The organism is Mangrovimonas spongiae, assembly GCF_003944795.1.
In the GTDB taxonomy this organism is placed as follows: domain Bacteria; phylum Bacteroidota; class Bacteroidia; order Flavobacteriales; family Flavobacteriaceae; genus Mangrovimonas; species Mangrovimonas spongiae.
Map to the genome: position 1 here is coordinate 181,561 of NZ_RWBG01000005.1, position 13,552 is coordinate 195,112.

A 13,552-nucleotide genomic window follows, 5' to 3' on the forward strand; every position below is an offset into this window, starting at 1 on the left:
AATTTTTTAAATTTAGCTAACAATCAATTTAAAGAACAAATTCATGAAAAATATATTACTACCTACAGATTTTTCGCAAAATTCCTGGGAAGCTATAGAATACGCTATAAATCTATTTCAAGATGGCGAGTGTACGTTTTATTTAATGCATTCTTATGAGCCACAAGTTTCTGCACCTTCTACAGCAGTGACATCCAAACGCGCTAATTCTGTAATTATGGAGTCTATAAAAAATGAAGCTACCTTAGGATTACAGAAAGTGTTAAAACAAATAAATAGTCTACCATTAAACGAAAACCATACCTTTAAAACAATAATAGCTAATGATTATTTTACAGATGCTGTAGAAACACAAGTTAACGAACTAGGTATAGATGCTGTTATTTTAGGCACCAAAGGAGCTAGTGGTTTAAAAGAAATTACTTTAGGTAGTAACACAGCAAACCTTATTGGTAAATTGTCATGCCCAATTATAGCTGTTCCTACAAATGTGGTTTTAAAAGATGTAAAAGAAATTGGTTTTGCTGTAGATTTCTCAATAAAGTCGTACGATAAAGGGTTAGATTTATTAAAAGATATTGCCACGCATTACGAATCTAAAATATCTGTAGTACACATCTTAAATAAGCACAAAGAGTTAACGGCAGAAATGTTATCAAGCAAAATTGAATTAGAAAGTTATTTAAAGCCTGTACCTACTACTTTTTATAATTTAACAGATGTTTCTGTAGAATTAGGAACAAGAATATTTAGTGAGAGTCGCCAATTGGATATGATGTGTGTCATTGCTAAAAAACATGGCTTTTTTGAAAGATTATTTAATAAAAGTCAAAGTAAGTCTATAAGTCACCATGCTAAAGTGCCATTAATTATATTTAATGAAACCGATTTTTAAACAAAGAAAGTCCACTTAGTAATTAAACTTTAGTGGACTTTTTTTTAACAAATCATATTGTTTTATAACTCGATATTCTCTCCTATTTCAAGAAGCATTAAGTCTTTATTTTTATCGAAAAACTTTCGTTTAGCTTCTTCATGGTCTATTTCTATGTAACCAAACGTATCAAAATGATAGCCTAAAACTTTATCACATGCTACAAAGTCGCTCGCCAAAATAGCATCATTAATTCCCATAGTAAAATTATCTCCTATAGGAAGAATTGCTAAGTCTAACTTTGTTTGTAACGGAATTAACTTCATATCCATAGTTAATGCCGTATCGCCTGCTATATAAATATTTTTGTGCTCACCTTCTATAACAAAGCCACCTGGTTGCCCACCGTAACTACCATCTGGAAAAGACGATGTATGAATAGCATTAACATATTTAACGGTGCCAAATTCAAAATCCCAAGAACCGCCATGGTTCATAGGGTGTACTTCAAATCCTTTATTTTGATAATGTGTGGCAATTTCAAAGTTTGAAACAATAACGGCATCGGTTTGTTTTGCAATGGTCTCTACATCAAGAATATGATCCTGATGTGCATGAGTTACTAAAATATAATCAGCTTTTAAATTGTTTATATCTATATGAGATGCTTTTTCATTTGCACTTATAAATGGATCTACCAAAATATGAATGTCTCCTACTTGAATACCTAAAGAGGCGTGTCCGTAAAAAGTAATTTTCATGTCAAGATTTATTTTTTAGTTACTGGTTCAAAATACAAAAACTCAAACAAACTTTATTAAAAATCTGTTTGAGTTTTTAATCCCAAAAATATGAAGCTTTTTAAGCACTTCATTATGTTGATAAATAATATCTACCTTTTAAAAATACAAATTAAACATCTAAACAACAATAGTTTAAGTGTTAAATATTAAAGCAAATGACCTATAGCTAATAAGACACTTAAAAGGAATGTTGTTAAGGCTAACTTTTTTAGTTCAGGATCTAAATTTACAGGATTGGTTGTTCTTTTTACTCGTAATATATGAGCAATTAAAGGAATATAAGTTATAAAAAACACAATATTCCATATAGAAACGTAGTACAATATACCATACATAAAAGACGACAAAATGGCTAAACCAATTAACGTATAATGATACCTTTTTGCTTTATTAAACCCTAATTTAACAGCAATGGTGTTTTTATTGGCTTTTCTATCAGATTCAATATCTCTTAAGTTATTAAGGTTTAATACGCCAACACTAAGTAAACCTATTGTAAAAGCTGGCAATATGGTAATATGATCAATTTTTTTAGCAAATAAAATATAGCAGCCTATAACACTAACAAGCCCAAAAAAGACAAATACAAAAATATCGCCTAGACCTTTATATCCATAGGGATTATCGCCTACAGTGTATTTTAAAGCGGCATAAATAGAAAGGACTCCTAAGCCAATAAAAATAAAAGCTAATAACACATTTTTAGAACCAAAAGATGTAAAAACAAGTAAAAAGGCTAATAAAATAGTAATAAGAATATTAATTTTAATAGCACTAAACATTTGTGATGGTGATATATCGCCACTCTGAATGGCGCGTTTAGGCCCTATTCTATCGTCGTTATCTGTACCTTTAGTGCCATCGCCATAATCGTTCGCTATATTAGATAAAATTTGTAAGCTTATCGTTGTTAATAAGGCTAAAACAAAAGTACTTAGCTTAAAAACACCATTATATTCGGCCAAAGAGCCTGCTATAATTATTCCTGACAAGGAAAGTGGTAATGTTCTTAACCTAAAGGCAGAAAGCCACTTTTTAAAATTGCTCATAAAAAGAGTGATTTTTTTAGATTAAGGAATCCATTTTTTATCAAAATTAGGTTTCCTTTTCTCTAGAAAAGCATTACGTCCTTCTTTTGCTTCATCTGTCATGTATGCAAGTCTGGTTGCTTCACCAGCAAACACTTGTTGGCCAACCATGCCATCGTCGGTAAGGTTCATGGCAAATTTTAGCATTTTTATAGATATAGGAGACTTTGCTAATATTTCTTGAGCCCATTCATAGGCCGTATTTTCTAAATCTTCATGAGGAATAACTGCATTAACCATTCCCATGTCGTAAGCTTCTTGTGCGGAATAGTTTCTTCCTAAAAAGAAAATTTCGCGCGCTTTTTTCTGTCCAACCATTTTGGCTAAATAAGCTGAACCGTAACCGCCATCGAAACTTGTAACATCGGCGTCGGTTTGTTTAAAAATGGCATGTTCTTTACTGGCTAAAGTTAAATCGCATACTACGTGTAAACTGTGTCCGCCACCAACAGCCCAGCCAGGAACGACAGCAATAACAGCTTTTGGCATAAAGCGTATTAACCGTTGAACTTCTAAAATATTTAATCTGTGGTAGCCATCGTCTCCTACATATCCTTGATGCCCTCGAGCTTTTTGGTCGCCGCCAGAACAAAAACTCCAGATACCATCTTTTGTCGATGGCCCTTCTGCAGAAAGTAACACTACGCCAATACTTGTATCTTCATTGGCATGATAAAAGGCATCATATAATTCGCTTGTTGTTTTTGGGCGAAAGGCATTTCTAATATTAGGTCTGTTAAACGCTATTCGTGCTACACCATCACACTTTTTGTAGGTAATATCTTCGTATTCCTTTACTGTTTGCCAGTCAATTTTACTCATAATAATCTATTTCGCCGTAAAAATAAGTAATTACATCTAATAACTATTTATTTTTTTAAATAGACTATTGGTACGATGTAATTTTGCTTGATTAATTATTGATTATGAAAGTTTTAAAATCTCCTTTAGCTAAGCATGTTGAGGCAACTTATTGTCTTGAAATTGGCGATTTTCATTTTTTTGAAAATTACTTAATAGCTGAATTTAAGCAAGGGGTTTGTGTTTCTTTTAGCGATTTAAAAGAAGTTTATGATTTATTGCTTGATTACTATAACGGTGAATCATACGGTTTTATATCTAACCGGATAAATTCATATTCTATAGATGTTATAGATATGAATAAGCATTTTGAAAAACTTAATCAAATACATACTTATGCAATCGTGACTTACAATCTAAGCGCAAAACGAGTTTTAGCGGTTGAAGACTACTATTTTAATTTAAAACGAGAACGTTTTACCTCTCTTTTGGCGGCGTCTAATTGGGTGACAAATGAAATGGCTATTTATAAAACACAAATCAAGCTTAAATAGCTTTTATTTTAAATAGATACCATCGTTTTTAATATCTATTATTTTTTGTTTGTATAGAGAGCCTATAGCTTTTTTAAAGCTTTTTTTACTCATTTCTAGTGCTTCTTTTATGTCTTCTGGTGATGATTTATCATGAAGTGGTAAAAAGCCGCTATTGTCTTCTAATTCTTGGAGTATTTTTTCTGCTGTAGGTTCAATATTTTTATACCCTATTTGATTAAGAACAATATCTAACTTATTATCGTGACGTACTTTTTTAACATAGCCTTTCATACGATCGCCTATATTAAGTTCTTTAAAGATATTATCCTTGAAAATTAGACCCAAATGTTTTTTGTTAACTACGACATTCATACCAAATTCGCTTGGATGTGAGATAATAATATCAACTTCATCAAATTTTTCTACAGTTAAATTTGTGTTATCTAAAAAATGGTTTGTTTTACTAGAGGCTGCTAATCTATTGGTTTCTTCATCTAAATAACAATATACAAAATACCATAAACCAGGCGTCATTTTAAAGGCTTGTTCCTTAAACGGACAAAACAATTCTTTAACCATTCCCCAGTCTAAAAAAGCACCATATTTATTGACTTCGTTACAACGTAATAATGCAAAATCGCCTTTTTTTATATAGGGTTTATCGGTTGTAGCAACAGGACGTTCTTCATTATCTAAATACACGAAAACTTCTATGTGATCTCCTATATTAAACTCTTTAGGAACATATCTGTTTGGTAACAGAATTTCATTATCGTCTTGATCGCCAAGAAATAATCCTGGCTCTCTTTCTCTTAGTATTTCTAATGTATTGTATTCTCCTAAATTTATCATGATGCAAAGGTAATCTTATTTCCTGAATTTAATACTAGTAGAAAGCTTTACAATACTACATTTTATTTAAAGTCTAATTTATTTAAAATTAAACCAGAGGCTGGAGCAATGTAGTAGTAAGGTGTTTCGCTGGGGGTTTTAAGAGACTTTTTAATATAGTCCAAAGTTATATCGCCTTTGCCTAATCTTATTAAGGCTCCCATCATAAGTCTTATTTGATTTCGCCCAAACCCTTCGCCTTGTACTCGCAACATATAGGTTTTTTTTGGAAAAAAATTGGCGGTGTATGCTGTATTTTCAACTATCTCGCAAGTAAAAATAGTTCGTTCGTACTTACCCTCTCCTGTAGCTTTATAACAATAGTCTTTAAAGTTATGAGAGCCTTCAAACAACTTGGCGCCTTTCACCATAATGTCTATATCAAGCTTATCTAAGATAGTCGTTAAAATTGACGCACAAAATGGGTGACATTTTTCACCATGAGCAAAAAGATAAATATATTCTTTAACCTTAGGGTGCTGTATAATATTAAACTTGTTATCTACTTCTGTTATAGATAATGCTCTTATGTCTTGTGGTAAATTATAGTTAAACCACTCCAAGAACTCCGTATGGTTTTCTATTTCATGCTCTAAAAACAACTCAAACGCTGTTTCGTTAGCCGATACCATTGCGTCTGTCCTTCCTGAGGTTAGTGTTTTAAATGGTTTTCCTTCTAGAACATATTTAAATGTTCTATCTATCATTAAATGCAACGTTTTTAAATTAGGTTGTTTTTGCCAACCATGAAAACGATACCCTAAATACTGGATTTTGAAAACGTAATAATATTTTTTAGGTGCGAATGCTGACATGATAATTTCTAATGGCCGAAAGTAGCTTTTTTTAATTATATGGCAAATTTTTCCTAACTTGTACTGTAACTAACCAATTAAAATTAATTTTATGACAACAGAATCAACTACAAAAAAGCCCCCCATTTGGTATTGGGTTATAGCCGTTATTGCTCTTATATGGAATGCTATGGGGGTTATGCAATATTTAGGACAAGCTTATAATACCGAAGCTTGGAGAAGCGGTTATACTGAAGAACAACTTAATATAATTAACAGCATGCCTGCTTGGTACACAGCAGTATTTGCTATTGCTGTTTTTAGTGGTGTTTTAGGATGTTTAGCACTTTTTATAAGAAAAATGATTGCTAAATTATTATTCTGGGTATCCTTGTTGGCTGTACTTATCCAAATGGGATATTCGTTTGCCGAAGGCCATTTAGACAATATGGGAATGACCACAGCTATTGTAGTTTTTGCTGTTTTCTTGGTTTGGTTTTCTCAATACGCTTCAAAAAAACAATGGATTTCCTAAGGAATATTTATACAATGTAACTGAAGGCATTAGACAAGCTCTAATGCCTTTTTTTTAGTATATTAACAACATCGTTGATACTAAATCCTTTGGCTTGTAATAGTATTAAGTAATGAAATAATAGATCGGCTGTTTCGTTTAAAAACAGATTATCATTACTATCTTTAGCTTCAATAATAACTTCAACAGCTTCTTCCCCTACTTTTTGAGCTATTTTATTTATTCCTTTTGAAAATAGTGAAGCCACATAAGATTGATTTGAATCGCTGTTTTCTATTCTGTTTGTTATAATTGTTTCTAATTTAGAGATAAACCCATAAGATGATATGTTACTTTCTCCCCAACATGTATCACTACCTTTATGGCAAACTGTGCCTGTTGGTTTTACCTGAATTAATAATGTGTCATTATCGCAATCACTTTTAATATTTACAAGCTTTAAATAGTGTCCACTTTCTTCACCTTTAGTCCATAAACGCTGTTTCGATCTACTATAGAAGGTAACCACTTTAGTTTTTATGGTTTTTTTATAAGCTTCCTCATTCATATAGCCCAGCATTAGAACTGTTTTGGTTTCAGAGTCTTGAATAATTACTGGAACAAGGCCATCTATATTTTTTTTAAAATTTATTTTCATTAGAGTCGTACTTCTATTTGTTGTTGTTTTAATGTTTTCTTTAAATCGACAATGTTTATTTCACCAAAATGAAACACGCTAGCAGCTAAAGCCGCATCGGCTTTTCCTTGTTTAAACACATCTATGAAATGTTGTTGTTTTCCTGCCCCACCTGATGCAATAACTGGAATATTTAATTCTGAAGACAATTTAGCAAGGACGTCATTTGCAAAACCATTTTTAGTGCCATCATGATTCATTGAAGTAAATAATATTTCTCCTGCTCCTCGAGACTCAACCTCTTTGGCCCAATCAAATACATCTATTTTTGTTGGGATACTGCCACCAGCTAAATGTACGTTCCAAGAGCTATTAATCTTCTTAGCATCAATGGCAACAACTACACACTGACTTCCATACTTATTAGCTAAATTATTAATCAACTCTGGACGCTTAACTGCAGATGAGTTAATTGATATTTTGTCTGCACCATTATTTAAAAGAATATATACATCTTCTACAGAGGAAATTCCCCCACCAACAGTAAAGGGAATATTTACTTGTTCTGCAACTTTTAAAACCATTTCTCTAGTGGTTTTTCTGGCTTCTTTAGTTGCCGAAATATCTAAAAAAACAAGTTCGTCTGCACCTTTTTTAGCGTATTGTTTTGCTAATTCAACGGGATCACCAGCATCTCTAAGATTCACAAAATTAATACCTTTTACAGTCCGTCCATCTTTAATATCTAAACAAGGAATTATACGTTTTGTCAGCATCTTAAATAAATTTTTCTAATTCTTTTAATGTGATTTTATTTTCATACAAAGCCTTTCCTATAATAACACCTTCACAACCTATGTTTTTTAGTATATGTAATTCATTAATATTAGACACCCCGCCTGACGCTATTAGTTTTATAGGATTATCATTACATTTTGAAATAATGTTTCTATATAAGTCTAACGATGGTCCTTCCAGCATACCGTCTTTAGAAATATCTGTACAAATCACATATTGAATTCCTTTTTTCTGATAATTTTTTATAAATGGAATAAGAGCTAAATTACTTTGTTCTTGCCAACCATTAGTGGCAATTTTTTCATCTTTACAATCGGCACCAAGAATAATTTTATTTTGACCATATTTACGAATCCAGTTATCAAAAACGTTAGGACTTTTAACTGCTATACTCCCACCTGTAACTTGTTTTGCACCAGAACTAAAAGCTATATACAAATCCTCATCAGATTTTAAGCCGCCACCAAAATCTATACTTAAATTTGTTTCAGTTGCAATTTGTTCTAATATGTTATAATTAATAATTCGGTTGGATTTAGCACCATCTAAATCGACTAAATGAATGTGTTTAACACCAACACTTTCAAAGTGTTTAGCAACTTCTAAAGGGTTTTCATTATATATTTTTTTAGTATTGTAATTGCCTTTTGTTAATCTTACACATTTACCATTTATAATATCTATTGCAGGTATGATACGCATATCTTTCTTTTTAAATTTCTATAAAGTTTTTTAAAATCTGTTCGCCTAAATCACCACTTTTTTCTGGATGAAATTGAACTCCATAAAAATTTTTTTTTTGCAAAGCCGACGTATATTCTAGTCCATAATCTGTCTTTGAAATGGTTTCATCACAGATTTCAGCATAATAGCTATGTACCAAATACATGTATGATTTTTCAGGAATTCCAACAAATACGTCAGATTTCAAATCTTTAATAACATTCCATCCTACTTGCGGAACTTTTACACGAGTATCAAATTTTTTCACTTTTACATCAAAAATACCTAGTCCATGAGTACTTCCTTCCTCTGTGTATTTACACAGCAACTGCATTCCTAAGCAGATGCCTAAAACAGGTTGTTGTAGGTTTGGTATTAATCTGTCCAAACTAGAGTGTTGTAACATGTTCATTGCGCTACTAGCCTCTCCTACACCAGGAAAAATAACTTTATCGGCTTTTAGAATGGTGGATTTGCTACTTGTTAATTCTGTGTTTATGCCTAAACGCTGAAATGCAAATTGTATACTTTTAATATTTCCTGCTCCGTAATCTATAATAACAACTTTCATTATAAAACCCCTTTTGTTGATGGTAACATCATATTTTCGGCATCTCGTTTTATAGCCATTTTAATAGCTTTAGCAAAAGCTTTAAAAATGGCTTCAATTTTATGGTGCTCGTTAATTCCTTCTGCTTTAATATTCAAATTACATTTAGCACCATCAGTAAACGATTTAAAAAAATGATAAAACATTTCTGTAGGCATTTTTCCTATCATTTCACGTTTAAAATTGGCATTCCATACTAACCAATTTCTGCCACCAAAATCGATAGCTACTTGAGCTAAACAGTCATCCATTGGTAAACAAAACCCATAACGTTCAATACCTAATTTATACCCCAAAGCCTTATTAAAAGCGTTTCCTAAAGCAATCGCTGTATCCTCAATAGTGTGATGTTCATCAACCTCTAAATCGCCATTAACTTTAATGTCTAAATCTACTTGACTATGACGTGAAATTTGATCTAACATATGATTAAAAAAAGCTATTCCTGTATTTATGTTACTCTTTGCTGTTCCATCAAGATTTAATTGAATTGCTACTTGTGTTTCGTTAGTATTTCTTACTATAGTAGCTGTTCTATCGGTTAGTTTTAAAAACTCGTAAATTTCTTGCCAGTTTTTGGTTTCTAATGCTATATAAGGATTTAACTCCTCTCGTTTTACCGTAATTTCCTCACTTCCTAAATATGATTGGTTATTAATAAAAATACCTTTTGCGTTTAAGTTTTTGGCTAGTTGAATATCGGTTAAGCGATCTCCTATTACAAATGAGTTTTTTAAATCATACTTCTCGGAAAAATACGTGGTTAATAAGCCTGTATTTGGCTTTCTTGTTGGGGCATTATCTTTTGCAAAAGTTCGGTCAATAATCTCCTCTTTAAAAACGATTCCTTCGGCTTTAAAGGTTTTCATTATAAAATTATGCACTGGCCAAAATGTATTTTCTGGAAAAGCTACTGTGCCTAACCCATCTTGATTAGTTATCATAACCAATTCATAATCTAACTCGTTTGTTATTTTGCTTAAATACTGAAATACTTTTGGATAAAATTCTAGCTTTTCAAAAGCATCTATTTGTTCATCTTTAGGCTCTTTTATTAATGTGCCATCTCTATCTATAAATAATACTTTCTGCGCCATTATAGTGTTTTTAAGGTGTTGATTAATACGGTATTTTCACGGCTAGTTCCTATAGTGAAACGCAAGCAGTTCTTACAGCCAAATTGAGATGTTCGGTTTCGTACAACAATTCCTTTATTAATTAGTTGCTGGTATCTTTTTGTAGCATTGTCCACCTTAACTAAAATAAAGTTTGTTTCTGTTGGAAAAACTTGCTTTACAAATGAGATCTCTTTTAAAGCTGTTTTTAAAAGTTCTCTTTGTTTTATTATAATTTGAATTCTGCTTTTTATCTTCTCTGTTTTTTGTAGTTGCTGCAAAGCATATTGTTGAGTTAGCGTATTAACATTATATGGCAATTTTATCTTATTTAAGATATTAACAATTGTTTTTGATGCATAGCATACTCCCAGCCTAATTCCAGCCATACCAAAAGCTTTTGATAATGTTTGCGTAATTACTAGATTAGGGAAATGATCTAATCTATTTAACCAGCTTTCCTGAGTTGAAAAATCGATATATGCTTCATCAAGAACAACAATCCCATTAAAACTGTTAAGTAATAATTCAATGTCCTTTGATTTAAAATGATTTCCAGATGGATTATTAGGCGAACAGAGAAATAATATTTTTGTATTGTTTGTTGTAGCGTTTAAAATATTTTCTACTTGTAATTGAAACTTATCATCAAGTGGTACTAAAGTACTTGACACATTATTTATGTTTGCCAACACTTGGTACATACCGTATGTTGGTGGTAAAATTATGATTTGGTCTTTCTTAGGTTCGCAAAAGGAACGAATTAATAAATCCAACACTTCGTCACTACCATTTCCTAAAAAGATATTATCAATATCAATATTTTTTAATTCTGAAAGGCATTCTTTTACTTTTATTTGTTGTGGATCTGGGTAACGGTTTAATCCATTATTATAAGGGTTTTCGTTGGCATCTAAAAAAATCATATTGTTATTAAAACTCTTATATTCCTCTCTTGCAGAAGAATATGGTGTGACTAATTTTACCGATGGTCTTATTAAGTTTTCTATATTAAATGAGCGATTCATTGTTATTTTTTGCTTGATTTTATTATATCATTAAGTCTAATGGAAACAGCTTTTTTATGAGCTTGTAACCCTTCGGCATCTGCCATAATTTCTATGGTTTCACCTATATTTTTCAATCCTTTTTTAGTGATTTTTTGAAAGGTGATACTTTTTGTAAAACTATTTAAGTTTACTCCAGAGTACATTTTGCTAAACCCATTTGTTGGTAAAGTGTGGTTAGTGCCAGAACCGTAATCACCAGCACTTTCAGGGGTGAAATTTCCTATAAAAATAGATCCTGCATTATTAATTTTATTAATAAATAACGCTTCATTTTTAGCACAAATTATAAAGTGTTCTGGAGCATATTCATTAATCATTTTTAAAGCTATATCATCACTTTCTACTAAAATTAATTTTGAATTTTGTATCGCTTGTTCTGCAATAGATTTCCTAGGCAACTCTTTAATTTGAATAGAAATTTCAGTTTTTACGCTTTCAATAAGAGATTCTGAAGTCGATATTAAAATTACCTGACTATCTACACCATGTTCGGCTTGGCTAAGCAGGTCTGATGCCACATAAGAAGCCTTTGCAGAATCGTCGGCATATACCAACAACTCGCTTGGCCCAGCAGGCATGTCTATAGCTACACCATGTTTAATTGCCAATTGTTTCGCTATAGTAACAAATTGATTTCCCGGACCAAATATTTTATAAACCTGAGGTATTGTTTTGGTGCCAAATGTCATTCCAGCTATAGCTTGAATACCTCCTACTTTTATAATTTTTTTTACCCCACAAAGTTGAGCAGTAAATAAAATTTCTTTTGCTATATCTCCTTCTTTATTTGGTGGCGTACAAATTACAATATCTTTGCAACCTGCTATTTTTGCTGGAATTGCTAACATTAATACCGTAGAAAATAATGGCGCTGTTCCTCCTGGAATGTATAATCCTATTTTTTCTATAGGACGTTTTTCTTGCCAGCATCGAACTCCAGGTGAAGTTTCAATCTCTATTTTGGATGTTTTTTGAGCAGCATGAAAAGCTTCAATATTATCTTTAGCCATATATATAGCTGCTTTTAAGTTTTCTGATATTTTTTTACATGCATCATCAACTTCTTTCTTTGAAACTTTATAGTTCTTAAGCTCAACACCATCAAATATTGTTGTGTATTTTATTATTGCTTTGTCTCCTTGACGTTCTACATCATTAAAAATTTCATTAACAGTTTGTTCAATGTTATTAATAGTTTGGGTTGGTCGTTTTAAAATCTCGGACCAATCAGATGATTTAGGATTTATAATTGTTTTCATTACAGTATCATATTTTCTATTGGACAAACTAATATTCCTTCTGCGCCGTTTGCTTTAAGCTCATCTATAACTTCCCAAAATGTGTTTTTATTAATTACGGAGTGTAAAGAGCTCCATCCGCTTCTAGCTAATGGTATAATAGTAGGACTATTCATACCTGGAAGTATATTTATAATGTCTTTGATTTTTTCATTTGGGATATTTAATAGTACATATTTGTTTTGACGACTTTTTAAAACCGATTGTATTCTAAACTGTAGTTTGCTTAGTATACTTTTTTGTATATTATGTATTTTAGGAGATACTGCTAAAACAGCTTCAGATTTTAATAAAACATCTACCTCTTTAAGATTATTTTTAAATAATGTATTTCCACTTGATACAATATCTACAATAGCATGAGCCAAACCTATATTTGGTGCAATTTCTACCGAACCATTAATAATGTGCAAATTGGCTGAAACATTATTTTTATTTAAAAATTTGGTTACAGTATTAGGGTAAGATGTTGCAATACGCTTACCTTGTAAGTCTTTGATACTTGAATATTGCTTGGTTTTGGGTATTGCGATAGATACTTTACATTTTGAAAAACCTAACTTTTCTATTACGGTAATATTATCTGCTTTTTCAAAAAGCACATTTTCACCAATAATTGCAGCATCAACAATACCGTCCTTTAGGTACTGAGGGATGTCGCCGTTACGTAAATAAAAAATTTCTAAAGGAAAATTGGCGGCCGAGGTTTTTAACTGGTCTTTACCATTATCTACAAAAACACCAATATCTTTTAGTATTTTCATAGAATCGTCATGTAACCTACCTGATTTTTGTACAGCAATTTTTAATTTACTCATTCTTAATGTTTATTGTGTTTGAGTAAATCAAATGAAGGTTTATGGTATTATAGAAAACAAAAAACCCGTTTGATTTACTCAAACGGGTTTCAATATATTTTACTTCAATTTAGTCAATACATTTTCAGCTCGCTTGAGTGCAAGTATGAAAATGATGATGGTGTAATTGAATAAAAGTCATT

Annotated in this window: 16 protein-coding genes; 3 read left to right on the plus strand and 13 right to left on the minus strand. The window is 31.5% G+C overall.

All coding sequences use genetic code 11. The features are described from left to right. The first annotated feature begins 43 nt into the window (after positions 1 to 43). Positions 44 to 895 (plus strand): universal stress protein, encoded by an 852-nt coding sequence (locus EJA19_RS11495; RefSeq protein ID WP_125468519.1) that lies wholly within the window; start codon positions 44 to 46, stop codon positions 893 to 895. 62 nt (positions 896 to 957) lie between these two features. Here EJA19_RS11495 and EJA19_RS11500 read toward each other — a convergent pair whose 3' ends face one another. The 3 genes from EJA19_RS11500 to EJA19_RS11510 all read right to left on the minus strand — a co-directional run bounded on the left by EJA19_RS11500 (position 958) and on the right by EJA19_RS11510 (position 3,587). Beyond that, positions 958 to 1,635 (minus strand): metal-dependent hydrolase, encoded by a 678-nt coding sequence (locus EJA19_RS11500; protein ID WP_125468520.1) that lies wholly within the window; start codon positions 1,633 to 1,635, stop codon positions 958 to 960. 188 nt (positions 1,636 to 1,823) lie between these two features. Continuing rightward, the gene (gene menA, locus EJA19_RS11505; RefSeq protein ID WP_125468521.1) at positions 1,824 to 2,726 is read right to left on the minus strand and encodes a 1,4-dihydroxy-2-naphthoate octaprenyltransferase; all 903 of its coding nucleotides are present in this window, start codon (positions 2,724 to 2,726) and stop codon (positions 1,824 to 1,826) included. Between the two features lie 21 nt (positions 2,727 to 2,747). Next, positions 2,748 to 3,587: a 1,4-dihydroxy-2-naphthoyl-CoA synthase gene (locus tag EJA19_RS11510; RefSeq protein ID WP_125468522.1), complete on the minus strand. Its 840-nt coding sequence runs from the start codon at positions 3,585 to 3,587 to the stop codon at positions 2,748 to 2,750. Positions 3,588 to 3,691: 104 nt separating this feature from the next. Here EJA19_RS11510 and EJA19_RS11515 point away from each other — a divergent pair, with 104 nt between their 5' ends. After that, positions 3,692 to 4,120: a hypothetical protein gene (locus EJA19_RS11515; protein WP_125468523.1), complete on the plus strand. Its 429-nt coding sequence runs from the start codon at positions 3,692 to 3,694 to the stop codon at positions 4,118 to 4,120. A gap of 3 nt (positions 4,121 to 4,123) precedes the next feature. Here EJA19_RS11515 and EJA19_RS11520 read toward each other — a convergent pair whose 3' ends face one another. Together EJA19_RS11520 and EJA19_RS11525 are read right to left on the minus strand one after the other, a co-directional pair. After that, positions 4,124 to 4,954, minus strand: coding sequence for a CvfB family protein (locus EJA19_RS11520; protein WP_125468524.1), 831 nt, complete (start codon positions 4,952 to 4,954; stop codon positions 4,124 to 4,126). Positions 4,955 to 5,016: 62 nt separating this feature from the next. Continuing rightward, the gene (locus EJA19_RS11525; protein WP_125468525.1) at positions 5,017 to 5,808 is read right to left on the minus strand and encodes a tRNA pseudouridine synthase A; all 792 of its coding nucleotides are present in this window, start codon (positions 5,806 to 5,808) and stop codon (positions 5,017 to 5,019) included. Between the two features lie 91 nt (positions 5,809 to 5,899). Here EJA19_RS11525 and EJA19_RS11530 point away from each other — a divergent pair, with 91 nt between their 5' ends. Continuing rightward, on the plus strand, positions 5,900 to 6,322 hold the full coding sequence (locus EJA19_RS11530) for a hypothetical protein (protein ID WP_125468526.1): 423 nt from the start codon (positions 5,900 to 5,902) through the stop codon (positions 6,320 to 6,322). Positions 6,323 to 6,362: 40 nt separating this feature from the next. On the opposite strand, the gene hisIE is transcribed toward EJA19_RS11530, so the two are convergent. The 8 genes from hisIE to hisG are packed head-to-tail and all read right to left on the minus strand — an operon-like array spanning position 6,363 to position 13,370. Next, positions 6,363 to 6,959 (minus strand): bifunctional phosphoribosyl-AMP cyclohydrolase/phosphoribosyl-ATP diphosphatase HisIE, encoded by a 597-nt coding sequence (hisIE, locus tag EJA19_RS11535; RefSeq protein WP_125468527.1) that lies wholly within the window; start codon positions 6,957 to 6,959, stop codon positions 6,363 to 6,365. Next, positions 6,959 to 7,714 (minus strand): imidazole glycerol phosphate synthase subunit HisF, encoded by a 756-nt coding sequence (hisF, locus tag EJA19_RS11540; RefSeq protein WP_125468528.1) that lies wholly within the window; start codon positions 7,712 to 7,714, stop codon positions 6,959 to 6,961. The genes hisIE and hisF overlap by 1 nt, the downstream gene beginning before the upstream one ends. Before the next feature lies 1 nt (position 7,715). Further along, complete coding sequence (hisA, locus tag EJA19_RS11545) at positions 7,716 to 8,438, minus strand: 1-(5-phosphoribosyl)-5-[(5-phosphoribosylamino)methylideneamino]imidazole-4-carboxamide isomerase (RefSeq protein ID WP_125468529.1); 723 nt, start codon at positions 8,436 to 8,438, stop codon at positions 7,716 to 7,718. Positions 8,439 to 8,448: 10 nt separating this feature from the next. Next, complete coding sequence (gene hisH / locus EJA19_RS11550; RefSeq protein WP_125468530.1) at positions 8,449 to 9,030, minus strand: imidazole glycerol phosphate synthase subunit HisH; 582 nt, start codon at positions 9,028 to 9,030, stop codon at positions 8,449 to 8,451. Next, the gene (gene hisB / locus EJA19_RS11555; protein WP_125468531.1) at positions 9,030 to 10,166 is read right to left on the minus strand and encodes a bifunctional histidinol-phosphatase/imidazoleglycerol-phosphate dehydratase HisB; all 1,137 of its coding nucleotides are present in this window, start codon (positions 10,164 to 10,166) and stop codon (positions 9,030 to 9,032) included. Before hisB ends, hisH begins: the two co-directional genes overlap by 1 nt. After that, on the minus strand, positions 10,166 to 11,212 hold the full coding sequence (gene hisC, locus EJA19_RS11560; protein ID WP_125468532.1) for a histidinol-phosphate transaminase: 1,047 nt from the start codon (positions 11,210 to 11,212) through the stop codon (positions 10,166 to 10,168). The genes hisB and hisC overlap by 1 nt, the downstream gene beginning before the upstream one ends. Before the next feature lie 2 nt (positions 11,213 to 11,214). Further along, a complete protein-coding gene (hisD, locus tag EJA19_RS11565) occupies positions 11,215 to 12,513 on the minus strand; it encodes a histidinol dehydrogenase (RefSeq protein ID WP_125468533.1) in 1,299 nt (432 codons plus the stop codon). Continuing rightward, entirely contained in the window at positions 12,513 to 13,370 is an 858-nt protein-coding gene (gene hisG / locus EJA19_RS11570) for an ATP phosphoribosyltransferase (protein WP_125468534.1), read from the minus strand. Before hisG ends, hisD begins: the two co-directional genes overlap by 1 nt. Positions 13,371 to 13,552 lie beyond the last annotated feature (182 nt).

What these genes read in the sequence shown, in the direction of transcription:
- EJA19_RS11495 (WP_125468519.1), top strand. Translation starts at nt 44, where the DNA reads ATGAAAAATATATTACTACCTACAGATTTTTCGCAAAATTCCTGGGAA.
- EJA19_RS11500 (WP_125468520.1), bottom strand. Translation starts at nt 1,635, where the DNA reads ATGAAAATTACTTTTTACGGACACGCCTCTTTAGGTATTCAAGTAGGA.
- menA (WP_125468521.1), bottom strand. Translation starts at nt 2,726, where the DNA reads ATGAGCAATTTTAAAAAGTGGCTTTCTGCCTTTAGGTTAAGAACATTA.
- EJA19_RS11510 (WP_125468522.1), bottom strand. Translation starts at nt 3,587, where the DNA reads ATGAGTAAAATTGACTGGCAAACAGTAAAGGAATACGAAGATATTACC.
- EJA19_RS11515 (WP_125468523.1), top strand. Translation starts at nt 3,692, where the DNA reads ATGAAAGTTTTAAAATCTCCTTTAGCTAAGCATGTTGAGGCAACTTAT.
- EJA19_RS11520 (WP_125468524.1), bottom strand. Translation starts at nt 4,954, where the DNA reads ATGATAAATTTAGGAGAATACAATACATTAGAAATACTAAGAGAAAGA.
- EJA19_RS11525 (WP_125468525.1), bottom strand. Translation starts at nt 5,808, where the DNA reads ATGTCAGCATTCGCACCTAAAAAATATTATTACGTTTTCAAAATCCAG.
- EJA19_RS11530 (WP_125468526.1), top strand. Translation starts at nt 5,900, where the DNA reads ATGACAACAGAATCAACTACAAAAAAGCCCCCCATTTGGTATTGGGTT.
- hisIE (WP_125468527.1), bottom strand. Translation starts at nt 6,959, where the DNA reads ATGAAAATAAATTTTAAAAAAAATATAGATGGCCTTGTTCCAGTAATT.
- hisF (WP_125468528.1), bottom strand. Translation starts at nt 7,714, where the DNA reads ATGCTGACAAAACGTATAATTCCTTGTTTAGATATTAAAGATGGACGG.
- hisA (WP_125468529.1), bottom strand. Translation starts at nt 8,438, where the DNA reads ATGCGTATCATACCTGCAATAGATATTATAAATGGTAAATGTGTAAGA.
- hisH (WP_125468530.1), bottom strand. Translation starts at nt 9,030, where the DNA reads ATGAAAGTTGTTATTATAGATTACGGAGCAGGAAATATTAAAAGTATA.
- hisB (WP_125468531.1), bottom strand. Translation starts at nt 10,166, where the DNA reads ATGGCGCAGAAAGTATTATTTATAGATAGAGATGGCACATTAATAAAA.
- hisC (WP_125468532.1), bottom strand. Translation starts at nt 11,212, where the DNA reads ATGAATCGCTCATTTAATATAGAAAACTTAATAAGACCATCGGTAAAA.
- hisD (WP_125468533.1), bottom strand. Translation starts at nt 12,513, where the DNA reads ATGAAAACAATTATAAATCCTAAATCATCTGATTGGTCCGAGATTTTA.
- hisG (WP_125468534.1), bottom strand. Translation starts at nt 13,370, where the DNA reads ATGAGTAAATTAAAAATTGCTGTACAAAAATCAGGTAGGTTACATGAC.